23 protein-coding genes are annotated in these 25,146 nt (G+C 41.5%); 11 read left to right on the forward strand and 12 right to left on the reverse strand.

Annotated features, from left to right (window positions below; translation table 11 throughout):
- Nucleotides 1-154 precede the first annotated feature (154 nt).
- From AC4IFO_RS17195 to AC4IFO_RS17230, 8 genes are all read left to right on the forward strand, one after another.
- Nucleotides 155-457 (forward strand): type II toxin-antitoxin system RelE/ParE family toxin, encoded by a 303-nt coding sequence (locus AC4IFO_RS17195; protein ID WP_490736215.1) that lies wholly within the window; start codon nt 155-157, stop codon nt 455-457.
- Complete coding sequence (locus AC4IFO_RS17200) at nt 454-738, forward strand: addiction module antidote protein (protein ID WP_490736217.1); 285 nt, start codon at nt 454-456, stop codon at nt 736-738. Before AC4IFO_RS17195 ends, AC4IFO_RS17200 begins: the two co-directional genes overlap by 4 nt.
- A gap of 79 nt (nt 739-817) precedes the next feature.
- Nucleotides 818-1,399 carry a HutD/Ves family protein gene (locus AC4IFO_RS17205; RefSeq protein ID WP_490736219.1) on the forward strand — a complete coding sequence of 194 codons (582 nt, stop codon included), beginning with the start codon at nt 818-820 and terminating at the stop codon, nt 1,397-1,399.
- 226 nt (nt 1,400-1,625) lie between these two features.
- The gene (gene loiP / locus AC4IFO_RS17210; RefSeq protein ID WP_490736221.1) at nt 1,626-2,378 is read left to right on the forward strand and encodes a metalloprotease LoiP; all 753 of its coding nucleotides are present in this window, start codon (nt 1,626-1,628) and stop codon (nt 2,376-2,378) included.
- A gap of 217 nt (nt 2,379-2,595) precedes the next feature.
- Nucleotides 2,596-3,237 (forward strand): lysophospholipid acyltransferase family protein, encoded by a 642-nt coding sequence (locus tag AC4IFO_RS17215; RefSeq protein WP_490736223.1) that lies wholly within the window; start codon nt 2,596-2,598, stop codon nt 3,235-3,237.
- Nucleotides 3,234-4,178, forward strand: a complete 945-nt coding sequence (locus tag AC4IFO_RS17220) for a phosphatidate cytidylyltransferase (protein WP_490736225.1) — start codon at nt 3,234-3,236, stop codon at nt 4,176-4,178. Before AC4IFO_RS17215 ends, AC4IFO_RS17220 begins: the two co-directional genes overlap by 4 nt.
- A 395-nt stretch (nt 4,179-4,573) precedes the next feature.
- Nucleotides 4,574-5,551, forward strand: coding sequence for a 6-phosphofructokinase (gene pfkA, locus AC4IFO_RS17225; RefSeq protein ID WP_490736227.1), 978 nt, complete (start codon nt 4,574-4,576; stop codon nt 5,549-5,551).
- 411 nt (nt 5,552-5,962) lie between these two features.
- A complete protein-coding gene (locus tag AC4IFO_RS17230) occupies nt 5,963-6,976 on the forward strand; it encodes a sulfate ABC transporter substrate-binding protein (protein WP_490736229.1) in 1,014 nt (337 codons plus the stop codon).
- 140 nt (nt 6,977-7,116) lie between these two features.
- Here AC4IFO_RS17230 and AC4IFO_RS17235 read toward each other — a convergent pair whose 3' ends face one another.
- From AC4IFO_RS17235 to AC4IFO_RS17255, 5 genes are all read right to left on the reverse strand, one after another.
- Nucleotides 7,117-8,073, reverse strand: coding sequence for an OmpG family monomeric porin (locus AC4IFO_RS17235; RefSeq protein WP_490736231.1), 957 nt, complete (start codon nt 8,071-8,073; stop codon nt 7,117-7,119).
- A gap of 113 nt (nt 8,074-8,186) precedes the next feature.
- Nucleotides 8,187-10,067: a glycoside hydrolase family 3 protein gene (locus tag AC4IFO_RS17240; protein ID WP_490736233.1), complete on the reverse strand. Its 1,881-nt coding sequence runs from the start codon at nt 10,065-10,067 to the stop codon at nt 8,187-8,189.
- A gap of 425 nt (nt 10,068-10,492) precedes the next feature.
- The gene (locus AC4IFO_RS17245; RefSeq protein ID WP_490736235.1) at nt 10,493-11,437 is read right to left on the reverse strand and encodes an autotransporter outer membrane beta-barrel domain-containing protein; all 945 of its coding nucleotides are present in this window, start codon (nt 11,435-11,437) and stop codon (nt 10,493-10,495) included.
- A gap of 305 nt (nt 11,438-11,742) precedes the next feature.
- On the reverse strand, nt 11,743-12,513 hold the full coding sequence (gene tpiA / locus AC4IFO_RS17250) for a triose-phosphate isomerase (RefSeq protein ID WP_219245045.1): 771 nt from the start codon (nt 12,511-12,513) through the stop codon (nt 11,743-11,745).
- Between the two features lie 178 nt (nt 12,514-12,691).
- Nucleotides 12,692-13,306, reverse strand: coding sequence for a DUF1454 family protein (locus AC4IFO_RS17255; RefSeq protein WP_490736238.1), 615 nt, complete (start codon nt 13,304-13,306; stop codon nt 12,692-12,694).
- Nucleotides 13,307-13,357: 51 nt separating this feature from the next.
- Between AC4IFO_RS17255 and AC4IFO_RS17260 the strand changes: the two genes are divergently transcribed.
- Nucleotides 13,358-13,777, forward strand: a complete 420-nt coding sequence (locus AC4IFO_RS17260; protein ID WP_490736240.1) for a DUF805 domain-containing protein — start codon at nt 13,358-13,360, stop codon at nt 13,775-13,777.
- A 46-nt stretch (nt 13,778-13,823) separates the two neighbouring features.
- On the opposite strand, the gene fpr is transcribed toward AC4IFO_RS17260, so the two are convergent.
- Nucleotides 13,824-14,570, reverse strand: a complete 747-nt coding sequence (fpr, locus tag AC4IFO_RS17265) for a ferredoxin--NADP(+) reductase (RefSeq protein WP_490736242.1) — start codon at nt 14,568-14,570, stop codon at nt 13,824-13,826.
- Nucleotides 14,571-15,008: 438 nt separating this feature from the next.
- On the opposite strand from fpr, the gene emrD reads away from it, so the two are divergent.
- Nucleotides 15,009-16,193, forward strand: coding sequence for a multidrug efflux MFS transporter EmrD (gene emrD / locus AC4IFO_RS17270; RefSeq protein ID WP_490736244.1), 1,185 nt, complete (start codon nt 15,009-15,011; stop codon nt 16,191-16,193).
- Nucleotides 16,194-16,229: 36 nt separating this feature from the next.
- Here the strand turns inward: emrD and AC4IFO_RS17275 are convergent, their stop codons facing one another.
- The 4 genes from AC4IFO_RS17275 to AC4IFO_RS17290 form a co-directional block, all read right to left on the reverse strand.
- Complete coding sequence (locus AC4IFO_RS17275) at nt 16,230-17,474, reverse strand: hypothetical protein (RefSeq protein WP_490736246.1); 1,245 nt, start codon at nt 17,472-17,474, stop codon at nt 16,230-16,232.
- Nucleotides 17,456-19,933 (reverse strand): hypothetical protein, encoded by a 2,478-nt coding sequence (locus AC4IFO_RS17280; protein WP_490736248.1) that lies wholly within the window; start codon nt 19,931-19,933, stop codon nt 17,456-17,458. The genes AC4IFO_RS17275 and AC4IFO_RS17280 overlap by 19 nt, the downstream gene beginning before the upstream one ends.
- A 197-nt stretch (nt 19,934-20,130) precedes the next feature.
- Nucleotides 20,131-21,657 (reverse strand): glycerol kinase GlpK, encoded by a 1,527-nt coding sequence (gene glpK / locus AC4IFO_RS17285; RefSeq protein ID WP_490736250.1) that lies wholly within the window; start codon nt 21,655-21,657, stop codon nt 20,131-20,133.
- A 3-nt stretch (nt 21,658-21,660) separates the two neighbouring features.
- On the reverse strand, nt 21,661-22,521 hold the full coding sequence (locus AC4IFO_RS17290; protein WP_206085966.1) for an MIP/aquaporin family protein: 861 nt from the start codon (nt 22,519-22,521) through the stop codon (nt 21,661-21,663).
- 310 nt (nt 22,522-22,831) lie between these two features.
- Here AC4IFO_RS17290 and zapB point away from each other — a divergent pair, with 310 nt between their 5' ends.
- Nucleotides 22,832-23,071, forward strand: a complete 240-nt coding sequence (gene zapB / locus AC4IFO_RS17295) for a cell division protein ZapB (RefSeq protein WP_004265299.1) — start codon at nt 22,832-22,834, stop codon at nt 23,069-23,071.
- Nucleotides 23,072-23,430: 359 nt separating this feature from the next.
- Here zapB and rraA read toward each other — a convergent pair whose 3' ends face one another.
- Both rraA and AC4IFO_RS17305 read right to left on the reverse strand, forming a co-directional pair.
- Nucleotides 23,431-23,952 carry a ribonuclease E activity regulator RraA gene (gene rraA, locus AC4IFO_RS17300; protein WP_273804800.1) on the reverse strand — a complete coding sequence of 174 codons (522 nt, stop codon included), beginning with the start codon at nt 23,950-23,952 and terminating at the stop codon, nt 23,431-23,433.
- 120 nt (nt 23,953-24,072) lie between these two features.
- Entirely contained in the window at nt 24,073-24,996 is a 924-nt protein-coding gene (locus AC4IFO_RS17305; RefSeq protein ID WP_219245037.1) for a 1,4-dihydroxy-2-naphthoate polyprenyltransferase, read from the reverse strand.
- Nucleotides 24,997-25,146 lie beyond the last annotated feature (150 nt).

Raw genomic sequence — 25,146 nt, forward strand, 5'->3', positions numbered from 1 at the left:
ACTATAAAACGCCCAATGAAGTTCATCGGGCGTTTTATGACTGAAAAGTTGTCAACCTATATCAGGACTAGTCATAAATAGGTTGGATGTTAACTATAGTTGACAATTTATTGAGGGCGATTAAGATACAGGTATCAAGACAAGGAGACGTCTTATGATAACAGTATTAACGACCGATCTATTCGACAACTGGATACGGGATCTCGAGGATTTAAGGGCGAAAACCAAGATTCAAGTGAGAATTCGGCGACTAAAAAATGGAAATTTTGGCGATATTGAACCGATTGGTGATGGCTTTTCAGAGCTGAGGATACATGAGGGGCAAGGGTATCGTGTTTATTTAAAACAGAAAAATAACGTTATGGTTATTTTGCTCTCCGGTGGGAGCAAAGGTACCCAGCAAAAAGATATCATCAAAGCCAAACAGGTCTTTAGTCAAATTGAAGGTGAATTATGACCGTTAAATTAAAAGAATATGATATTGCTGAGCATTTAAATAGCGAAGAAGAAATCCAATTGTATCTTAATGAGATCTTGGAGGAAGGTGATCCTGCTTTAGTATTATCAGCCCTCGGGGATATAGCAAAAGCTCGAAATATGAGTCAACTAGCTAAAGAGGTAGGGATGAGCCGTGAAGGTTTATATAAAGCATTGTCAGGTCAAGGTAATCCTACATTCAATACAATAATAAAAATAGTTAACTCTCTTGGTTTGAAGCTACAATTTAAAAGTATTTAACACTCTATTTTTATTGAAATAAATGTTTATTATTTCAATACCTTGCTATTACCTCTCTACTAAAAAATAGGATAACGTTATGGTTCACGTGTTAACCGCTCAGGATTATCGCAGTATGCCTTGGAAAAATGGACAAGGCGTCACGTTAGAAGTGGCGAGAAGCCATGGCGAAGGGCTTGATGATTTTGACTGGAGAGTCTCTATTGCAGACGTGAAAGCAGCGGGGCCTTTTTCTCATTTTTTAAATCGCCAACGTATTATTGGTGTGCTGGAAGGGGAAGGAATGGTTTTGCATGTGGATGACCAGAATCCAGTGACGTTACGGCAAAAAGCGTTTTTTGCCTTTAAGGGTGAAAGTCATGTGCATGCAGAACTGGTCAAAGACGCTATTCGTGATTTCAATTTGATTTATAACTCTGAAAAATATTCAGCACGCTTGCAGTGGATTTGTTCATCGTCAGGCACTTCATGGATTAGCGATGCAGCCCAGATTATCATTTTCAATACTGCGCCAAGTCTGAGTATGAAAGTGAACTCGCAACCATTTGTTTTAAATCATTTTGAAACGTTGTTAGTGAGGGATAATATCCAGCCGCTGCAATTTTCAACTACTCTGCCTACAGAACAGGATTTTTGCATAATAGAGTTATTTATTAAATAGTTAGATTTTTAATGCTATTTATCGGGGTAATTTTGCAATATTTTTAATATCAATTCGTTTTTAAGATGGAATATTGCTCTGTCGATTACGCGATTTCAGTAAAAATGTTATCAAATTCATAGAACACGTAATTATGGCTTTATTCCTATTGTTATTTTCCTCAGAATTTATAGTCTTTAGCGTCACTAAAAAAATAATAACGGTATTTTTAAAGGAAAAATATTCTATGAAAATGAAAGCGCTTGTAGCAGTTGCTGTTTCTGCTGTGATTTTGACAGGTTGTAAAAATATTGACCAAGGAATGCTGACGAACTCTGGGATGCAATTATTCCAAGCAGCAACACTGAGTGATTCAGATGTTAAGCAATTAAGCGACCAATCTTGTAAAGAGATGGATGCACAGAACAAAATTGCACCTGCATCAAGCAAATATTCCAAACGTTTAGATAAAATCGCTAAAGCTCTGGGTAACGAAGTTGATGGTACCCCAGTTAACTATAAAGTTTACATGACTAACGATGTGAACGCATGGGCGATGGCAAACGGTTGTGTACGTGTATACAGCGGTTTGATGGATGTGATGAACGACAACGAAGTTGAAGGCGTACTGGGCCATGAAATGGGTCACGTTGCATTAGGCCATACTCGTAAAGCAATGCAAGTTGCTTATGCAGCTGTTGCAGCGCGTACAGCGGCAGCATCAGCGGGTGGCGTAGTTGAACAACTGAGCGCTTCTCAAGTTGCTGCGCTGGGTGAAAAACTGATCAACTCTCAGTTCTCTCAACATCAAGAAAGCGAAGCGGATAACTTCTCTTATGACTTACTGAAAAAACGCGGTGTGAAAACTGACGGTTTAGTCACTGGTTTTGAGAAATTAGCAAAAATGGGTAGCCAAGAGACAAGCATGTTTGACTCTCACCCGCCTTCAAGTGAACGTGCACAAAACATCCGTGACCGTATTGCAGCTGACAAAAAATAATTTTTAATTATTTTTGATAATAAGGTGTAACAGTGTAAATAGGCACTGTTGCACCTATCGTTTATTTCTTACCAATATTCCTATTTCAGCGTTAGAAATCGGAACTTACCCCGTTGTGCTTCCCTCAATCACTCACTATCTTATTCCTTAAACAAGATTCAGGTTTTTTCAGAGTGTTGCAGTTTTACGTTTGATAAAACGCTAGCAAGGAAAAATGATGGAAAAAGTACAGAAAATTTCCCTTCTTGCGAAGGGGATGGGAATGCTGTTATCGGGTACTTGCCGTTTATTAACAGGAGTTCGTACTCGTTGGGTTGGTTGCCAGCCTGCCATAACTCCGCGTATTTATTATGCTAATCATTCAAGTCATCTTGATGGGTTGGTTATTTGGTCTGGGTTACCGCCGCTGATGCGCCACTTTGTTCACCCTGTCGCAGCGAAAGACTATTGGGATAAAACACCCTTTCGCCGTTATTTAGTGAATAACGTTTTTCGTGCTGTTCTTGTGGATAGAAAAGGGGACAAACCTGCGCAAGGTAATATCTTGGAGCCTCTTGAATCCGTTTTAGCCGCTAAACATTCATTGATATTTTTCCCTGAGGGAACTCGCGGTAATGGCGAGGAGCTAAGCCAATTTAAGAGTGGCCTGTACCATTTAGCTAAAAAATACCCCGATGTTGAAGTCGTCCCTATTTACCTAGAAAACCTTAACCGTGTATTGCCTAAAGGGTCAAAATTAGTCGTGCCGGTTATTTGCTCTGCGGTCGTCGGTAAACCTATCGCTCCTTTAACTGAAAATGAAAATAAAACTGAATTTTTACAACGCGCGAAAGAAGCATTAGAGGAGTTGATACCATGAGCCTGTGGGACAGCGAATTAGCTTTATTATTATCCGGTGTATTTGGGATATTGGTTTTTGCGAGTGTAGTGGGTGGAATTTTGGCCTACCGTTACTCTGGTGATAAAAGTAATCCAACGATTGATAACCTGAATGCTCGTATTCGGGCATGGTGGGTGATGTGTATCATCTGTGTATTAGCGGTCGTACTTGGCAATATTGCAGTTGTTATTTTATTTGCGTTGATATCCTTCTTTGCACTGCGCGAGTTTATTACGTTAACGCCAACGCGGCGAAGTGATCATGAAGCGCTGTTTTGGTGTTTCTTTGTTTTCATACCGTTGCAGTACCTTCTTGTCGGCATCGAGTGGTATGGGATGTTTTCAATTTTTGTGCCTGTATTTGTTTTTCTCTTTTTACCTACACGTATTGCACTTGCTGGGGACACTTTCCACTTTCTTGAACGTACCGCAAAAATTCAATGGGGAATGTTGGTAACAGTTTTCTGTTTAAGCCATGTTCCAGCACTGTTGATGCTGAAGATTGAGGGTTACGAAGGGGAGGGTGTGAAATTATTGCTCTTCTTAATTATCGTGACGCAAATTTCGGATGTATTACAGTATGTATTTGGCAAACTAATGGGTAAACGGCCAATTGTTCCAAAATTAAGCCCAAACAAGACGGTTGAAGGCTTTGTCGGCGGTGTTTTATCATCGGTGCTGATTGGGATTTGCTTGTACTGGGTCACTCCATTCAGTTGGTGGGTGGCTGGCTTAATGTCACTGGCGATCACTATTATGGGGTTTGTGGGCGGGCTATGTATGTCAGCCATTAAGCGAGATAGCGGAATTAAAGATTTTGGCGCAATCATTGAAGGCCATGGCGGAATGCTAGACCGAATAGATTCACTGTGTTTTGCTGCACCCATTTTTTTCCATTTAACGCGTTATTATTACACTTAACGGCGTTTAACTTTCGTTTTTGTTCGTTCACTAAGATAAGGCACCAAATGGTGCTTTTCTTTTGCTTTGTGGCTACAGCACGCAATGAATTAAAGTGGTATTATCTGTACTTAATTTGTGTTTCAAACTAAGGCACCTGTAGTGTATTGTTGCTTTAATTTATTTAGAACCTCTTTTTAGAGGGGAAAAGTTTACCTATTGAGGTCATTGACTAGAATTATGTAAACTGGATCACAATAAAACACAAAAGCTTGATGGAAAGCAGATGCATAATCTTAACTTTGCCGTATTATGCCATTTGTTGAATCAATTCAGCTTTGGGTTTTAAGCGAGTTATGTGCGGTCGAGCGGTTTTTATAGATTTGCAATTTTATGTTCATTAATCAGAGGTCATCATGGTCAAGCAGATTAAAAGAATTGGGGTTTTAACGAGTGGTGGCGACGCACCAGGCATGAACGCAGCAATTCGCGGCGTAGTACGTGCTGCTTTAGGTGAAGGCTTAGAGGTGATGGGTATTTTTGATGGATACCTCGGGCTATATGAAAACCGCATGAAACAATTAGACCGATACAGCGTATCGGATATGATTAACCGCGGTGGCACCTTTTTAGGCTCAGCTCGTTTCCCACAATTCCGTGATGAAGAAGTGCGTGCAATTGCCTTTGAAAATCTGAAGAACAACCATATTGATGCGCTAGTTGTAATCGGTGGTGATGGCTCTTATTTGGGAGCGAAAGCGCTAACAGAAGCGGGCTTTCCTTGTATAGGTCTACCTGGCACAATCGATAATGATGTTGCAGGAACGGACTATACAATCGGTTATTTTACCGCTCTTGAAACCGTTGTTGAAGCGATTGACCGCTTGCGCGATACCTCTACATCCCATAAACGAATTTCTATCGTCGAGGTTATGGGGCGTTACTGTGGTGACCTGACACTGTCTGCGGCGATTGCAGGTGGTTGTGAATTTTTAGTGTTACCAGAACAAGAAATGCCATTCGACCGTGAAGAATTATTATCTGAAATTAAACAAGGTATTGAAAAAGGCAAACGCCATGCGATTGTTGCCATTACCGAGCATGTTTGTGACGTTGATGAGTTAGCTAAATATATTGAGCAAGAAACCAAACACGAAACTCGAGCCACAGTGCTAGGCCACATTCAACGCGGGGGGTCACCTGTCGCGTATGATCGTATTTTAGCATCACGTATGGGAGCCTACTCAATTCAATTATTGCTTGAAGGCTACGGTGGTCGTTGTGTGGGGATCCAAAATGAAAAATTGGTTCACCATGACATTATTGATGCGGTAATGAATATGAAGCGTGTCTTTAAGAAGGATTGGTTTGAGACAGCTAAGAAACTTTACTAGCATCTTCTTCATATTCCAAACTGTAGGGGTGTTGGCTACGCTCACTAACCCTAGTCACATACTTATGTATGTTCCTAGGGATTAGCTTTGCTTCCTGCCTACCTACAACTTGAACTATTTAGAAGATGGATCTTCGTCATACTTTGAGCTGTGACGTTGTTGGCTGCTCTCGGCTACTCGGGTCACATACTTATGTATGTGACTCAAGCTATCCTCGTTTGCTGCCTAGTTACAACTCAAATTATTTAGAAGATGGATATTTGTCCATTAACCCAATCCTAGTCACAACTAAACCTCCCTCTTGCCTGTTCATATATTCCCCATAAGCATAAGTTTTTCTTTTTAATTATTTCCAGTAACTGATGCTATCTGTCAGCCTCATCCTATCGACAATTTGATGAGGAATCGATGATGGCAAGTTCATGGCAGGTCAAAAAATCGCAACTAACAACGGCATTGTTATTGGTATTGGCAACAGGGGCTTGGGCGAAAAATATTCAATTGTTGAATGTGTCTTATGATCCTACGCGTGAGTTCTACCAACAGTACAATCAGGCGTTCAGTGATTACTGGAATAAAAAAACAGGGGATACCGTTACAGTACGTCAATCCCATGGGGGCTCTGGTAAGCAAGCTATTTCAGTTATCAATGGGTTAGAGGCGGATGTTGTTACGTTAGCCTTAGCATATGATGTGGATGCGATAGCGCAAAGCGACCGCATAGATAAAAACTGGATAGAAAAACTTCCTGATAACTCAGCCCCTTATACATCAACGATTGTCTTTTTAGTGCGTAAAGATAATCCGAAGAATATTCGAGACTGGGATGATTTAATTCGCAAAGACGTCTCCGTGGTGACGCCTAATCCAAAAACATCAGGCGGTGCACGCTGGAATTATTTAGCTGCGTGGGGCTATGCATTAAATAAAAATCAGCAAGACCCTGAAAAAGCGAAGCAATTTGTAAAGCAACTTTACCAAAATGTCGAAGTGTTAGACTCGGGAGCTCGAGGAGCAACAAATAGTTTTGTTGAACGTGGGATTGGTGATGTTTTGATCGCGTGGGAAAATGAAGCACTACTTGCTATCAATGAATTAGGCGAAAATGGTCAATTTGAAGTCGTGACACCAAGTATTTCCATATTGGCAGAGCCGACAGTGGCAGTCGTCGATAAAACGGTTGATAAACGTGACCGCAGAGAAGTTGCAGAAGCTTATCTAACACACCTTTATTCGCCAGAAGGGCAAGAAATTGCCGCTAAAAATTATTATCGGCCACGAGATAGTGAAGTCGCAAAAAAATATCAGCAACAATTCCCTGAGTTGAAGTTGCTAACAGTTGATAAAGATTTTGGGGGCTGGCAAGCCGCGCAAGCAACGCATTTTGCGAATGGAGGGGTGTTTGACGAGATAATCCAACGCTGATACTCGTCATATTTCAATTTGTAGAGGTGTTGGCTTCGCTTACTAACCCTAGTCACATACTGGTGTATGCTCCTAGGGTCGAGCAAGCAAACAAACTTCCCTAACCTGTTAGAAGTAGGCTAGGGGAGTGATTTATCAGTTTACTGCCATTGGTATTTAACACCTAATTGGCCCAGGTAGAAGGTTTGACGATTATTGCTACCGGAAGTAATACCTGCATTTTTTTCATTTTCCCATGTACTTGGCTCAACAGCAAAGCCTCCCCATAAGGTCAGTTTCGGTGTTAGGTTGTAGAAAACTTGAGTTCCAACTCGATAACCCTCTTTCACTTTTTGAGTCGTGCGTTTGTTGCTGTCATAGTTATGTTCGTTTAAATAGTAACGAAAATAAGGCATGACACTCCAATCTTGATTAAGTGTAATTGGGAAATAGCCACGAATTTGGTTTTGTTCCCATGTTTTGTTGAAATCTTTATCCCATGTCCAGTCAGTATACATATAGACTTTTGCTGTCGCTGAATCATTGATTTTATAAACTAAACCGTGTTCAGATTCCCACTCGTAGCTATTTGGCGCGTGAAAATTATCATAGTGATACACCGCATCCCAGAAGTTAAAGGCCCATTTATTTGTAATATTGTAAGTACCACTCGGCATCAACCAGAACATGGTATTGGATGGTCGGGCCTGAGTTCCAGGGGCTGAGTCATTAGATTCTTTTCGATAAGTGACATTCAGATTGAATTGGCCAATATCACTGGCATACATTTTTCGAGTCGCACCAATTTGTGTACGGTTACGAATAAATGAGTCTTTAGATGTCGAAAAGTCGTGGTTATAGCTTCTTAATGATTCTTTGTGTTCAAGGAAGAAGCTCCACTTTGATTCAGGATTAACTAAAAAGAGTTGCCCCACCATGGTTGTTTTGTCATAAACTTTGCGACCACTGGTGTTATGGTGCCCTTCAAATTTCTCTAATTCCATATAAACGTTAGATGATATGCGCCAGTAATCATTTGTGGCGGGTTCTGCGGCGAAAGCGGTGATACTTAGTCCAGATAGCGTAACAAGAAGTAAACCATTCAATGAAGTTTTCATTTTAACCCTTTAATTTTTATCTATTTTTGTTTTTTTATGCCTTCGTGAAGGCGTAAGTATCTCGCCTTTACTCTGTGGTGACATAAAGGCTAATTAATTGATGATTAAAGTCATTACTGTGCAGTGTGGTAAGTTTCACCATGGCCATAAGGGAAGAGAATTTTGTTCCCTTGTGGATTTTTGATATTGACGGGTAATAAGCCTTTAGGTGGATTTAGTGGCTGAGAGTGGCTATCGGCAAACAAGGTACGCAGTCCACTACGAATGTTGGTTTCCAATGAGTTACGGTTATTATTAGTAATATCAAACCCAGTGATCCCGTAAATCGCGATATTTGCTTTGACGCCGTTTAAATACGCGATGTCGTAAGGGTTACGAGAGGAAATCACGACCAACGGTGTCTTGGTTTTATTTGCTGCATCAATGATGAACTGGGCATTTGTGGGGGTATCTTTTAGGTTATAGGTTGTGAGTAAAATTAAATCTTGATTGGCAATGAGTTGCTCAGCATCACTTTTTGACAGTGTATTTTCATTCAGCTTTACAATGTGCTCATTACTTTTGATGTTAACGCCTGTTTCAGCGGCGATATCATGTAAGTGTTTTTCGATAAGCGTATTACGTGGTTTTTCGTCAGAAATGACTAAAATACGATTTTGTGGTTTCAATATGTAAGGCAGTACGTTGTCATTTTTGATCAATGTGACAGCTTGCTCTGAAACCATATTTTCAAGGTCTTTATGACTTTTAGACGCAACAACGTGTTCAGCTACATTGATATCAACTGGCTGTGCGGTAATTTGTTGCTGAAGTTTTTTCAGAACGACACGTTTTGCTGACTCATCAATTCGTTTTTGTAGTTCTGGATTTTTCGCAGCTTGTACCTCTAAATAACGGTACATGTTATCAAGACGTGTGACTGCTTCTGTATCCCACATTTTGATCGGCATTAGCACAATATCGGAGCCCGCAAGCAGCGAGGTTTCTACTGCCCAATTAATATCGAAATTATCCGCAATGGCACCCATGTCCATCGCATCCGTCACTATCAGCCCCTCAAATTTGAGTTCATCACGTAAGATGCCATGTAAAATAGGTTTTGATAATGTTGCCGGTATACCTACTTTTTTGCCTGTTAGCGTGGTGATTTTATTATCATCAAGGGCAGGAACAATAATGTGCGCGGTCATCACCGCATCAGAACCATGAGCAAGAGCATATCTAAACGGCGCTAATTCGGTAGAACGCCAAGTTTTGGCATCAGAGTTTACAATAGGTAAATCAACATGAGAATCAGAGGAAACATTACCATGACCAGGGAAATGTTTAAGAGAAGTCAATAGGTTATATTTATGGATCCCTTTGATGTAGTTAGTGGATAAGGTTTCAACTAACTCTTTGTTGTCAGAGTATGAGCGAACACCGATTACTGGATTATTTTGGTTATTATTGACATCGACAACAGGGCCAAAGTTGATATTGAACCCAAGGCTGGCGAGCTCATATCCATGGATCATTCCCGTCAGTTCGGCGAGTGCTGGGTTGCGAGTTGCGCCCAGCGCCATGTTTCCCGGCATCTCAGTACCAACTCGTAGGCGAGTGACATATCCGCCTTCTTGGTCGGTACCGATGAAAAGAGGTAAGTTGCTACGTGATGACTGCAACTGATTGATTAATTTAATGGTTTGTGGTGTATCAATAAGGTTTTCACGAAATAGGATGACAGACCCGAGATGATATTGGGAAATAACTTTAGCAACCTCATCATTCATGGCAAGAAATGCAGCAGGTTCTCCATTGCTGTCCTTGTTCCAATATCTAAAGTCCAGCATAAATAACTGACCAATTTTTTCCGCTTCTGACATCTTGTTAACGATTTCATCAGCAGATTTTTGTTTATCTTTCCATAGCTCATTGAGCTGAGCTTGAGTTATTGGATCAGCCATGGATAACGCGCTAAAAAGGCAAGCGGTGAGTAGGGTAAGCTTTTTCATATTATTCTCTCTAAGTTATTTTTCGAGGAATAATAAGTACCCGGGTTTATTTATGATGTGAGTAGAATCACAGTTGGTGGTATTCTTGATTTGTGAATAATAAGAATACAAGATAAATACGGACTTATAAATACCTGATTTATTTGCATGATATTAAAGGATAATTAAAACGGAATGGTTTGATTTGAACTGGAATAATTTCATTTTGGTATTATTTGGTTATGTGATCGATTACTTAAATATAGTTAAACAATATTTTTTATTTAAATTAATATTTTTTCTTTGATTTAATTTTACCCAATTTCAATATTGTCATATTTGATGTTGTTAAAATATAAAACGATAGTACAAAACAAAATAAGTCACATCTTGCTGCGTGTGACTTATTTTTTTTAGAAAAATAACTGAAGCTAATCAATTGACGTTTACCAAAGGTATTTTACACCAATTTTTCCAATATAAAGCGTCTGCTTATTACTATTGCCGGATGTCGCACCGTTCTCTTTTGGGTTTTTCCATGTTGAAGGTTCATAGGCAACACCTCCCCATAGCGTTAAGGATGGGGTGGCTTGGTATTCGACGTTGGTGCCTAGGCGAAAACCGTTATTAATTTTTTGAACAAGATAGAAATGTTTATCATAAGTATCTTCTTGTATCGCGTAGCGAATATAAGGTGTGATATGCCAATTGGACTTTAAGGTAAAAGGCAAATAAGCACGAATTTGTGATTGTAGGAATCGAGTGCTGAAATTTTTATCCCATGCTTTGTCGTAATAAAAAGTCAGCTTTGCTTTTAAATTGTCTGAGTGTTGGTAAGTCGCTCCAAATTCAGTTTCTGCTTCATGGCTATTATTATTAAAATAATTACTGTAATAATAATAAGAAAGCCAAAAATTAAAGGACCATTTATCATTAAAATAATAGTTACCCGCTGGTGTTAGCGCATATAAGCTACTGGAGGAGCGAACTTTTGTTTCTGGTGGGGAGTCATTGGATTCTTTTCGATACCGTGCACCAATTTCGAGGTCAGTTTTCGGCGTTTTAATAAATTGTTTTGTGATATCGAGCTGAGTACGGCTACGAAGGTAGGAATCACGTGAGGCACTGAAGTTACGCCCATGGTTTCTCATGGATTCACGGTGTTCTAAATTAAATCGCCATAGAGACTCTGGGTTTGTTAGGGCTAATTGGCCCACGGTACTTAGCTTATCGTAGACTTTATTTTTATATGCATCTCGCTGCCCTTGGTATTCTTCTATTTCCATATAGACATTGGTTTTAATGCGCCAAAAGTCATTATTTATTTCGGGAAAGCAAATAGTCGGGAATATAATTATGATGCTATATATTAAACTAATTATATATTTCATTTTTATCCTTTGGAGTAATCTTTATTAAGTTTTACTGATTTGTTAGGCAGGATAAATTTGTATTAAACTTTGCGTGGTGTCTATTGTTATTATTTGATAGAGGATAACCTGAATGGGTGAAAATAATATTTATAAATTTGAATTTTAAGGTTTTTATTTTGTTTTTATTTTTGTGATATTATGGGGCTCTCAATCGTTTGATTTTAAATTTGATATTAATTCAAGTTATATTTATTTAATTACATCGATAATTAAATAAAAAACCGCCAATAAATGGCGGCTAATTATAAAAAAGTAAAATAAGTTTATTTTGCTTTTTTTGCTTCCGCAGCGGCTTTAACAATCACAGCAAATGCATCAGCTTTCAAAGATGCACCACCAACTAGCGCACCGTCGATGTCTGGCTGTGTAAACAGTTCAGCAGCATTGCTTGCATTCACTGAGCCACCGTATTGAATGATGACTTGTTCAGCAATTGCAGCATCTTTCTTCGCAATATGGGTACGAATGAATTTGTGGATAGCTTGTGCTTGTGCTGGTGTTGCAGATTTACCTGTACCGATAGCCCAAATTGGTTCGTATGCGATGACGGCGCCTTGGAATGCTTGCGCACCTTGGGAGTTCAACACTGCATCGATTTGACGAGCGCAAACTTCTTCAGTTTTACCCGCTTCGTTTTCAGCTTCGGTTTCACCAATACACAGAACAGGAATTAAGCCTTGTTCTTTAAGTACAGCAAATTTTTGAGCAACAAATTCATCGCTTTCTTTGTGATAAGTACGGCGCTCAGAGTGGCCAATAATGATGTATTTTGCGCCAACATCTTTCAGCATTTCAGCTGATGTTTCGCCAGTGAATGCGCCAGACAGATTGACGTCAACGTTTTGTGCACCTAATGCAATGCGGCTGCCCGCCAGAGCATGTTTTGCTTGAGTCAGGTAGATTGCTGGTGGTGCGATAGCTACATCACAGCCATCAACGCTGCTCAGTTCGTTACGCAGACCAGCGATCAGGTCATTGACCATATGGGTGCTGCCGTTTAATTTCCAGTTACCCATTACCAATGGATGTCGCATGTTATTTCCTCCAACCAGAGAGTTTGAATGATTAATCAATAAGTTATTCATTGCGCATTAATGTTGCCGGCGCAACGTGACAGTTTTGTCGCCATTCACCTTAAGTATTATAAGAACATTAAGGCATAATAGCTTTGCTTTTCATCATGCTTGTTCTTAGAGCGTGATCACAGTCTGTTTAGGGTGTTTGTTGTTCTAGCTTAATCGGTTCAACAGCAAAAGTAAGCACATTATTGTCACTTTTTACTAAAATATATCGCAGGCCGCCTAATCGAGCCTCTTCCGCATGAGTTGGGTTTTGATCCGCCATAAATTTATTTAAGGCAGTGGTCAGCTCAGGGGCTTTATCTAAAGAAACATCTGGAGCGAATTGATGGATAATCGCAAGGGTATAGCGCTCCATTAATTGACGATTTTCTTGGGCTTCTTGTGCGTTATCTGTTGGGAGCAAGGTGATTTGTAAGCTTTTTATTTTTTCGCTACCGCGCTCAAGCACTGCAGAAGAATAGATTTGTTGGTTGATACGTGATGCCGCACGAATATAAGGTGCGGCAATATCTTGGCTCGCAATGACTTTATATTCATGAAGATATAAATCTTTATAGGCTTGGTTAAACTGATTGCGTAATTCAGGGATGGTGAGATCAAAAGAAGCGGCGTCGGGGGCTAAGTAAGCCACTTCAAAGTCAGTATCAGGCAAGGTCGGCACTTTTTGCGCGATTGCCAAAGGTGGCGCACTGAGTACAAAAATGGTTATGATGGCGGATATCGAACGAATTAAGGTTTGAGTCATTTTTTTGCCACTCATTCTTTGGGTTTTCACATTGTATCAGGATTATAGGTAATGACATTACAACAATGGGCTTTTTCCTTCAAAGGTCGTATAGGCCGTCGGCCATTTTGGGCGGGTATTGCTGCCAGCTTTATTTTAGTGACCGTGATTGTCCTGCTACAGAATACATTTTTATTACCTGAAATGGTTACATTATTTCTTTTTGTCCTTTTGCTTTATCCTTTAGCGGCTATTTTTTCAAAGCGCTTACACGATAGAGGAAAATCAGGTGGGTGGTTCGCATTAGTTATATTGGCATTTGCGTTGTATTCCATGGATGTCAGCCAGTTTGACCCTGTTTGGCAGTGGGGGATTGGGCGGTTTTTGCCCTTATTTATATCGATGATTATGCTACTGGATTGTGGTGTTTTTGTGGGAATGGATAGCGCAAATAAATACGGTGAAAAAACAGAGCCGGTGAATTATTTATAAGAGTGCAAACTACCCTGAAATGACTCAGGGTAGTGTTTAGCTCTATTTACCAGTATTGTTCGCTGGAAATATGACCCGGTTTGCGACGTAAATGCTTAATCATACCGTGACTATTTTTTAGCATATCCCGTGTGTCACGCACCATTTCAGGGTTACCACATAGCATTACATGGCACGTTTCTGGTGAAAGGGATAAACCAACGGCATTTTCGAGCGCATGGCTTTCGATGAGGGCGGGAACTCGGCCATGCAAAGATGTTTGTGTTTGTTCACGGCTGACTACTGTGACAATTTTTACTTTCCCTTGGTATTGTTGTTCAAGTTTTTGCATTAATGGCAGATAGCTCAAGTCTTTTTCATATCGAACAGCATGTAATAAAACGATTTTTTCAAAACGTTCGAGGTCTTTGCCTTCTTGTAGGATAGATAAGAATGGGCCAATAGCAGTTCCTGTCGAAAGCATCCATAAATTTTTGCACTCTGGAATTTCATCTAAGACAAAGAAACCAGCAGCTTCATCGGTTATTTGCAATGTATCGTTAGGTTTCAGTTGCGCTAATTTAGGGCTAAGCTTGCCCTCGGGAACAATGACAAAATAAAACTCAAGTCGGTTATCGCTGGGGGCATTCACATAAGAATAGGCGCGTTGAACTCGTTCTCCCTCAATTTCAAGGCCAAGTTTTGCATACTGTCCTGCGGTAAAAGGCTTAATGGGGGCGTCGATGACAAGGCTAAACAATGTATCCGTCCAAAACTTGGCTTCAATCACTTTCCCAGTTACCCAATTTGCCATAAATCCACCTCTTATTATTCCAAAATCAATCCTACTAAGTGGGTGATGTTTCACCTTAATTAGTTAGGGCATCGCTCATTAGGATTTAATACTAAAGCAGTTCACTATTTATGCTTATCGATAACGTGTTCCAGTGATTTATTCTTAATAATAGTTATTTCTTAATTTTAATGTACAGTTATGTTGACAGGTGTGGCGAATATGGCTGCCATTGATATATAAACTAAAATGTCGAGCTACTTAGAAAAAGTCGTAAATTTTGCTATCTTAATCACATTAGAGCAAAACGCATTATTTGCTGTTTATCTGAGTCAGCGCTAATACGTAAAACAACATTTAAATATTCGTCATTAAATTCCAACATTCGGTTTGTATTATTAATCGTTAATAATACAAAGTTGCTGTGTGTCTGGAGTTTTTGCTGTATCCGAGAGAAAAATGAGAAAGCTGGAACATTTCAATCTGTTAATAATGCTTATTGCATTGGCGGCTGTCGGCCAAATGACACAAACTATTTATGTCCCTGTAATTGCTGAAATTGCAGTCTACTTTAATGAGCCTTCTGGAGCTGTTCAGAAGGTGATGGCGGCATACTTATTTTCATATGGTTTTTCGCAATTATTATATGGCCCACTATCTGACCAAATTGGTCGTAGACCCGTTATTTTAGCAGGGCTAACCATTTTCTTATTTTCGACAATAGTGGCGATTTTTGCGCCAACTTTAAATACGCTCACTATCGCAAGCGGTATGCAAGGGCTTGGCACTGGTGTTGCGGGTGTAATGGCGAGAACCATGCCCCGAGATTTATATAAAGGCACCGCATTACGCTATGCAAATAGTTTATTAAATATGGGGGTGCTAGTTAGCCCATTATTAGCGCCGATGTTCGGTGGAATATTGGCACACTTTTTTGGCTGGCATGCTTGTTATATTTTCCTGTTTATCCTCGGTGGGAGTGTGTTATTTAGCATGTACCGATGGCTACCAGAAACACGCCCAGTATCACCAGAAAAACGTAAGATGCTGGCGTCATACCGTGAATTGCTCTCTAATGGCGCTTTTTTATCTTACTTAGCTATGTTAATTGGTGCGCTGGCGGGGATTGCCGTTTTTGAAGCGAGTAGCGGTGTTTTAATGGGCGGCGTATTAGGCCTCAGTAGCATCACCGTCAGTATCTTATTTATATTACCAATTCCTGCGGCTTTTTTTGGAGCGTGGTATGCAGGGCGTGAAGGAAAAACGTTTTACAACTTGATGTGGCAATCCGTATTAATTTGTTTGCTGGCAGGTTTAATGATGTGGATACCGAGTTGGTTTGGCATCATGAATACGTGGACGTTGTTAGTCCCTGCAGCGGTATTTTTCTTTGGCGCAGGTATGTTATTTCCCCTCGCCACCACAGGGGCAATGGAGCCATTCCCGTATTTAGCCGGCGCGGCAGGCGCGTTGGTAGGCGGCTTACAAAATGTCGGTTCTGGTGTGGCAACATGGGTTTCCTCATTAATGCCACAGCACGGGCAATTTAGCCTTGGTTTACTAATGTTTTTAATGTCGGCCTTAGTGCTTTTATGTTGGTTGCCATTGGCTCGCCGTATGGGGCATTCAGAAAGAACGGTTTGATATTGAAAAATTAGGCGGAGCTCTCCGCCTAATGGGTTATCGAATAGGCGCACTGATTAAGCGTGATTCGGGTGTGGGTATGTAGGATGGTGAAACTACCATATGTGTTTCCTGTTCTGGAAACGCAGATATAAGCTCAGCTTGATTGGCGTGCGAGTTAAAAACAACAGGGCGGTCATAGTTTAAAAACGTTTTATCTTCCGCTAGGTGAGCGCTTTTATCTTGTACAAGCCAAATTTCCCTTGCTTGAATACCATCTTGTAAATGCTGATCGACATGGATAACAATATCAGTGCATTCTAATTCCGGTGTGCTGTCAATAGTTCCTCTTACTGTTAATGTCATTCCTTCACGTGAAAAATACCAATTTTCTAACGGTGCCCTCTCTTGTTGTTCGCCATCATTATCAACCATTCGCAATGTTACCCAATATCGGTATTCCCCGTTTGGCAATGATAAGTTAGTAATATCAATCTTCTGGTGGATATTCATGTCGGATATTAATTGTTGTTCAGCACGGACAGCAATGGATTCAATTTCCTGTGATGTTTCTATTTGCTTATCGAGGTGATTTATTGGAGTGAATGATTGGGAGGTATAAACGCTATCTTTTTGACCAAATGGGTCGGATAAAGAAAAATAGTGTTGATGAAGTTTGCCATTTGCTACCCAAGTCGCCTTTAGCGCACTCAGGGGCGTGATTTCTTGCGTATTGATTTTCCCTGTTGAAATATCGACTACGTTTTCCTCTGTGCTTGCCCAAAAGAGTGCATTGCCTTGCCAATAATTATCAAGAATGAGTGTATCTGGTAATTCATCGATATGACTATTGGCAAACACTCTATTTGCCAATGAAGAAGGGGTGGTATATTGGGCTATCTCTTGCCCCAGTTCTTTGTGTGGATTGAGTTGGTATAACGCGAATTTAACCAGCTCACCTTTATCGGCAATATTTAAGCTAATATCATTCTCGTGCACTTTTACTTGGAATTTTTCTGTGATTAAGCCACTCGGTGTTGCATAAGTCACTACAATTGCATGGCTATGATAGGGGAAATAAGCACGACCTGTGCCAGTTTCTAAATTATGGTAATCAGCGGGTAGATTGCCTACTGTGCGGTCAACCATCAGCGTATTATAAGGATGAGGAATACCTTCATTGATTGCGAGCTGACCGCGCAGCCAGTATATAGGCACATCTCGCTGATGAGGCCATTCATCGATATTTTCTTGCGGATAATATTGGGCGAAATTACCTTGTCTTAAGGTTTCCCACTGCATTTCCGATTCATGCCAGCGTTGGTAAAAACCGTCTCCCGCAAAACCACATCCTCAGTATCTTCCCCTTTAATACGATTAGGTTGCCAGCGTGTTTTTTGGCTTAAAAACTGCTGAATGCGCCGATTAAAATAATCGGAGTGTGGCAAAAAGGCATTATATTGCTCGCTAGTGAAATAAGTATGTGTGGCGTACATCGTTGGCTTAAGGTTGGGAATATCACCTGAGGATTTATAAGTAACATAGTGCTGCCGATGTTGGTTATAGGCAGGGTTTGGACCATGCGTTGTGGGGTTATAGGGGTATGCTGTATCTTTAATATTGGTATGGGGCAAGCCAAACCCATGACCAAAAATTTCATGCCATAACGTCGTTGGTTCATGTAACCCGCCCCCTGCATGTGGTATCGCTAAACCGAGAGTATGGTAATAGAGCGAAGCGGTTAACGGTTGAATCGCCGTATAGTGGTAAATTGAATCGGTGCGATTTGCATGGTGAAATTGTGAACTGTTTAAATATGCCCAACTGATTTGCGAGTCGAGGTGATGAGGGATGTTTTCTGGGGCATCGTATTTCGGGTGAATTAAGCTTTTTGCATCATAATAAGGGGTAATGTAAGGGTGCACGCTGGGGTTTCGTGTGGTTGCGGGGAAGCTATACAGGGTGAGTTGCTTAATTGGCAATATCGCCACTGCTTCTTGCCCCCAGCTCAGTGGTGAATAGGCATAAATTCCATGCCCCTGTTGATATAGGCTATGGTTATCAACATAGGCGGTGATATGGCTATCTAATGTGACATTAGGTGAGATAAAACCATCTGAGCTGGTTTCTTGAGTCGTAATGGGTTGGTCGTTTATGACTATCTGAATAGAAACGCCAGGTTGTACCCATTCCCCCTTTATTGGTGCAGTAAAGCTTTGAGCGTGCTGGTGGTAGGCTAAAGGATTCGAAGTATTAGGGAGTGGCGTTAATTGAGAGGGTAGGTTATCAGGCCCCGTCAGAATGATTTGCTCTAATATTTCATTTTTTCTATTGCTGACAATGGCCACTAAATCAGGAGAACTCGCTGAATAGGGATGCGTGATATCCACTTTGAGCAGTGCCCAGCGGTTAGCCGTAAGGCTAAAATAAGGGTCATTTGGTGACTGCAAGTGAGTTTGTGCCAGTTGAATACTATGAACATACATATCATCAGGTGTAGGGTGATAACGCCGTTTGGGAGCTTTGTAAATCGGATCTGAAATGGTAAAAGTTCGCTTCCCAGGAATAACAACTTGGGGGGCTTCATTCGTTTGTAGATGAATAGAAATCGGCTCGGATTGATAACCATCATGGCTAATCGCGACAACGTCAAACTGATCTGCATTTGATCTCAATAGGGCTTCATGGGGGATATAGATCCACTCTCCAGTTTGTTGATCGATGACCACATCACCAAATTTAGCCTGCTCAAGAATTTGATATCGCAAAACATTATCATGTTGAGCCAATTTCCCTGTTACGGCGCCAATAATCAGCTGATTGGGAAGTTGGTGGGGGTTTTCAGCCACTAAAATCGGTAGTACTTGCTCCCCTTGTTGCTGTTTCAACTGAAATTGAGAAAAAACAACCTGCTTTCCTGTCATCTTCAGCATGTTATTTTGATATCTCACGGTGATGGGGCTTTGTTGTAACGCTGCCATCTCTTGATTAACTCTTGATTCAATTGCTTGAGCTATAGCATCCCATGATAAGTGGTGATCAAGGGCAATATCGTGCTGAGAGATAAGCGGATTACCATCAACATCATGAATGATGATTGAAAAATATTGCGTATCTCCCAATAGCTCATCGGTTAATTTCAGTGAGTTGATTGAGTTAGGGGGAAGTGTGATGGTTTGTTGAAAACCGCGATATTTCGTTGATGACAGTTGAATGTTATGGGGCTCAACAGGGGTTAATTCAGCGATTAATTTCTGTATCGATGGCGATGTTTCTTTTTGGCGGTCTTTAATAATTAATACGCTACCCCCTGTTAATTGCAGGTAGTGGCGAACCAGCTCAACCTGTTTGTCATTGGCGCTTTGCGATAAAACAACGGTGTCATAGTGGCGATGCCATTGGCCGCTGGGTAGCAGCAAATCGGCAATTTGCTCTTGAGGGTGGGGTTCACCTTCACGCCATTCATGGGGTGAATTAAAACTCTCAACAAACAGGCCTTGTTGTGGGTGAAAATTAAAACCAGAAAATGATTCTTCAGATAGGGTGCTCAGTATAAAGTGATGCTTAGTTTCTCCAATCATTCTCGGCTTATCTATTAGCCAGCTAAATAGGTCATATGATTTCTTTACGCTTTGAGATGCTGAGGGGGCTTTTTGTAATGAAGTCAACCATGGCGAACCCGTATCTAACACTGCGACTCTGCCTTTATTCCGATACAGTCCTAACTGTAATACATCCTGTTGTTTTTTTGGGTTATCCATAACCTTTCCTATTGTTAAAACTTGTCACTTTATGAGTGTATAGCGCAACGATTTTAAACAAGGAAATAGAGCCTTTCTAATTTATTATTAGTCTGATTATTGTGTTTCTATTTATTAGCGAATTGATTTTATGGAAATAAAAAAGGCGGCACCGAAGCACCACCTTTGTGACAACGAGATAAATTTTCAATCAATAATTACGCTTTATCTTCCCACTCTTGGGCACGTGCGACCGCTTTTTTCCAGCCTTCGTATTTGAAATTACGTTCAGTCGTTTCAATGCCCGGCTTAAAGACGCGTTCAATGGTCGCTTTGCTTTGCAGCTCATCGAGGTTATTCCAGAAACCCACCGCTAAACCAGCAAGGTAGGCGGCGCCCAGCGCAGTACTTTCACGCACTTCAGGGCGTTCAACTGGTGTGCCTAGAATGTCAGATTGGAACTGCATCAAGAAATTGTTTGCTACGGCGCCACCATCAACACGCAGTGCTTTTAAGCGTTCGCCAGAGTCGGCTTGCATCGCATCGAGCACATCACGAGTTTGGTAAGCGATAGACTCCAACGTTGCGCGGATGATGTGGTTACGGTTAGCGCCGCGTGTTAATCCGAAAATCGCTCCTCGGGCGTACGGGTCCCAATATGGTGCGCCTAAACCAGTGAAAGCAGGCACAACATACACGCCGTTACTGTCTTTGACTTTGGTAGCGAAATATTCAGAGTCTGTGGCTTCATCAACCAGTTTTAATTCATCACGCAGCCACTGGATAGATGCACCGCCAACGAACACCGCGCCTTCTAGGGCATAGTTCACTTCCCCTTTTGGCCCGCAAGCGATAGTGGTTAACAGACCATGGTTAGAACGAACCGCAGTTTCCCCTGTATTTAGCAGTAAGAAGCAGCCTGTTCCATAGGTGTTTTTCGCCATACCTGGTTTTACGCACAGTTGTCCATACAGTGCTGCTTGTTGGTCACCCGCCATACCTGAAATAGGAATACGTGTTCCACCTTTACCCCCAATGTTGGTTTGGCCATACACTTCAGACGACGGGCGAACTTCAGGCAACATAGCTCGTGGGATATTCAACGCTTTGAGGATTTTATCATCCCACTCTAAGTTGCGGATATTAAACAACATAGTACGAGACGCGTTAGTGTAGTCGGTCACATGTATGCGGCCTTGGGTCATTTTCCAGACTAGCCATGTATCGACGGTACCAAACAGTAATTCGCCTTTTTCAGCTCGTTCGCGAGCACCTTCGACGTGGTCTAAAATCCACTTAACTTTCGTTCCTGAAAAATAGGGGTCAACCACAAGGCCAGTATTTTGGCGAATATACTCTTCTAAATCTTTTTCATTTTGTTTGAGGTGGGTACAGAAATCCGCGGTACGGCGGCACTGCCACACAATGGCATTATAAATCGGTTTACCTGTCGCTTTTTCCCAAACAATGGTGGTTTCACGTTGGTTGGTGATACCAATCCCTGCAACTTCATCGGTACGAATATCCGCTTTGGCTAATACTTCAACCAGTGTTGAACTTTGTGATGCCCAAATTTCCATTGGGTCGTGTTCTACCCAGCCCGGCTTAGGATAAATTTGGGTGAATTCACGCTGTGAAATGCTCACAATATTCGCATCGTGGTCGAGTACGACAGCTCGAGAACTGGTTGTGCCTTGATCAAGTGCAACGATATATTTTTTTTCAATGGTGGTTTCAGTTGTCATAATTTAAGCCTGTTCCGAGGATTTTGGATTTTTGACGGATAATTTTTCTGCTTTGGTCTCTTCTTCACATACCATGCACGGTAAGTGGCGACCGATTAATTTGCGATAACCGAAGGCTCCTAGCAGACCACCGACAATCGGTGCTGTCAATGGGACAAGGAAATAAGGGATATCGCGGCCACCTGTAAAGGCGATGTCACCCCATCCAGCGAGATAAGCGACAACTTTAGGGCCGAAATCACGCGCTGGGTTGAGGGCGAAGCCTGTCAATGGGCCGAATGAACCGCCAATAACCGCGATTAAGATACCAATTAATAGTGGGGCGAGAGGGCCACGGGGTACACCATTGCCATCGTCAGTTAAGCCTAAGATTAAGCAAACGAGAATGGCGGCGATGACGACTTCAATAAAGAATGCGTGGAAGACACTAATTTGCGGAGCAGGGTAAGTCGAAAATACCCCTGCGGTGAATAAACTTTCTTGCGTACCACGGATAATGTGGTGAACTTGTTCGTAATCGAAAAAAACAGGGGAGTACATGGCGTAAACCAATGCAGCAGCACAAAAACCGCCTAGCATTTGCGCAATGATATATGGCACAACTTTGCGCTTATCAAAGCAAGCAAATAGCCACAAAGCAAGGGTTACAGCGGGGTTAAGGTGAGCGCCTGAGATACCTGCGGTGAGGTAAACGGCTAAAGCGACGCCAAACCCCCAGATAACACTAATTTCCCAGAGGCCAAGCTGCGCCCCTGCTATTCTTACGGCGGCAACGCAGCCTAAACCAAAAAATACCAGTAATGCAGTCCCTAAAAACTCCGAGATGCACTGACCAGTGAGTGATGTTGAGGTCATTTGGCTCATATGTTCTATCCTACGAAAATGAAAATGAAAATTATTGTAATGTTTTTTTAAGTTAAGATTTTCTAATCGAAAACCCTTGGCTGTAAATTTATCGTTAAAGAACATAAACGAGAAATATCGAAATTGAAAAATGCGTGTTACATCACTAAAGCGAACAAAAACAAACAAAAATAGTGATGGAATCGACCTTTGTGATGTGATCCGACCAGTGTTTTTGCAACAACAATATGCGGAATCAGATGGATGGCGCTGGACACAGAGGATCATGCTACTTACAATCGTGTTAAAGCTGATAAGGGAGACCAGAAACATGTCATTTGAAGTATTTGAGAAACTCGAATCCAAAGTTCAACAAGCGATTGATACAATCACCCTGTTACAGATGGAAATCGACGAATTAAAAGATAAAAACGGCGCATTGAGCCAAGAATTAGAAACTGCAAAATCAGGGACCGATTCATTAGTGCGTGAAAATGAGCAACTGAAACAAGAGCAACAAGCTTGGCAGGAGAGGTTGCGGACTTTGCTAGGTAAGATGGAAGAAGTGTAATTTCTCGTCATACTTCGCGTTGTAGGGGTGTTGGCTTCGTCTCTTCGCCCTAGTCACATACTTATGTATGCTCCTAGGGTCTTATCGACTTGCCGCCTACCTACAACACGAATTATTTAGAGAAATGTTTGTTATACCTCACGTTGAAGAGCGCTGGCTTCGTTTGGATACCCGAATCACATACTCGTGTATGCTCATCGGGATATCCTTCACTTGCCGCCTACCTGTGACTCGAATTATTTTGGAGTAAGTTTTCTGAGAGATGTGAAAAGTGAGTGAAAAAACAGAAAGCGGAAGACAGAACAAAAAAGAAAAAGGCAGATGTTGGAATCTGCCTTTTTTATTGAATTTGATGGGGCTTATTCGTCAATCTCTTCGTCAAATTCACTCTCTGTCGTTTCTTGGGTGAGGGGTTCTTCAGACAAAATCATACCGGTATTATCCGCATACAGATAATCACCCGAGAAGAACGTAACGCCACCAAAGTTAACGCGGATATCGCTTTCGCCGATACCTTCATCAGGGCAGCCCGCTGGCATCGCAGCGATGGCTTGAATGCCAAGGTCGAGTTCCATCAGAGCATCAACTTGACGCACGGCACCATAAACCACAATGCCTTCCCAATGGTTATCAACAGCTAACCTTGCCACTTCGGCATCGATTAACGCTTTACGGACAGAACCGCCACCATCAACGAGTAGAATACGGCCAGCGCCTTCTTCTTCCAGCAAATCATACAGGAGGCCGTTATCTTCAAAGCACTTCACTGTAATGATTTGACCGCCAAATGAAGTACGTCCACCAAAGTTGGAGAAAAGAGGTTCTACCACGTTAACGCTTTCTTGGTATATATCGCAGAGTTCGGAAGTATCATATTTCATAGGATTTAGGTCTTTTTTTGCTGCAAGAGAATACCAGTATATCCCTTTTGATCCGCACTTGGCAAAATTCCCCGCCTAAAAATAGGCGGAAAAAGTCAAAAAATGGTCAAATAACGCAGGTTATTTACTCATTACCACGCCAATAGCGAATAAAACGTTCGTCACAAGGGCGGCTTTAACCATGTTCTCAAGAAGAGGGCGCATCCCTTCTGGGGTCGGATCGGTTAGAACGCGACGGAGGTGATTGAGCAGTACTGGAACTGCCAATAAGAATAACCAACCACTCCACCCTGATAGGTAGATAAGTTTAAATAACACTAAACACAAGATGGCAACGATGATAATAATTGCATGGTAAATACGTGCACCTTGTGGCCCTAAACGCACCGCTAAGGTGTTTTTCCCTGCTTTGATATCATTTTCAATATCACGCATATTGTTGATATTTAATACGGCGACAGAAAGCAGTCCACATGCTGTTGCAGGCAGTACGGTGATGATGTTGAATGTATTGGCTTGCAAATAATAGGTGCCAATAACACTTAGCCAACCAAAGAAAATTAAAACAGAGATGTCGCCTAACCCCAGATAGCCATAGGGTTTTTTGCCCACGGTATAGGTAATCGCAGCAACAATCGCCACGAGGCCTAGCGCAAGAAAGCCAAAGGCATCTTCGGGCTTTTCGCAGGCGACAATAATCAACAATAAGCCAGATAAGCAGGCGGCGGTGATATTAAGTTTCAGCGCTTTTTTCATATCCGCTTGGGTAATCACCCCTTTTTGCATTCCACGTAGTGGCCCAATGCGCTCAGCGGTATCTGACCCTTTCACAGCATCGCCGTAATCATTCGCAAGGTTCGATAAAATTTGCAATAAGCCTGCTGTAATCAGCGCAAGCAGGGCGACAGGCCATTTAAAGTTACCTGTTAGATAGGTGAGTGCAGAGCCAGTGACAATGGCGATAACCCCGAGAGGTAGGGTTTTAGGGCGAAGACTTTCAATCCAAGCTTGTTTACGACTTATTGTTGTGGATGTCGGCTGCATGCAGTTACCTATAATTCAAACTCTTTGAGATGCGTTTTTATCAATGTAATAACCTACTGCATGAAGGAATATCTGGGTATATTCAATGCAATGGGCTGAATATTTCATAGAAAAAAGTGCAGCGATAAAAGCTGCACTTTAGTCGATGTA

This window comes from Providencia sp. UF-224 (genome assembly GCF_058245955.1).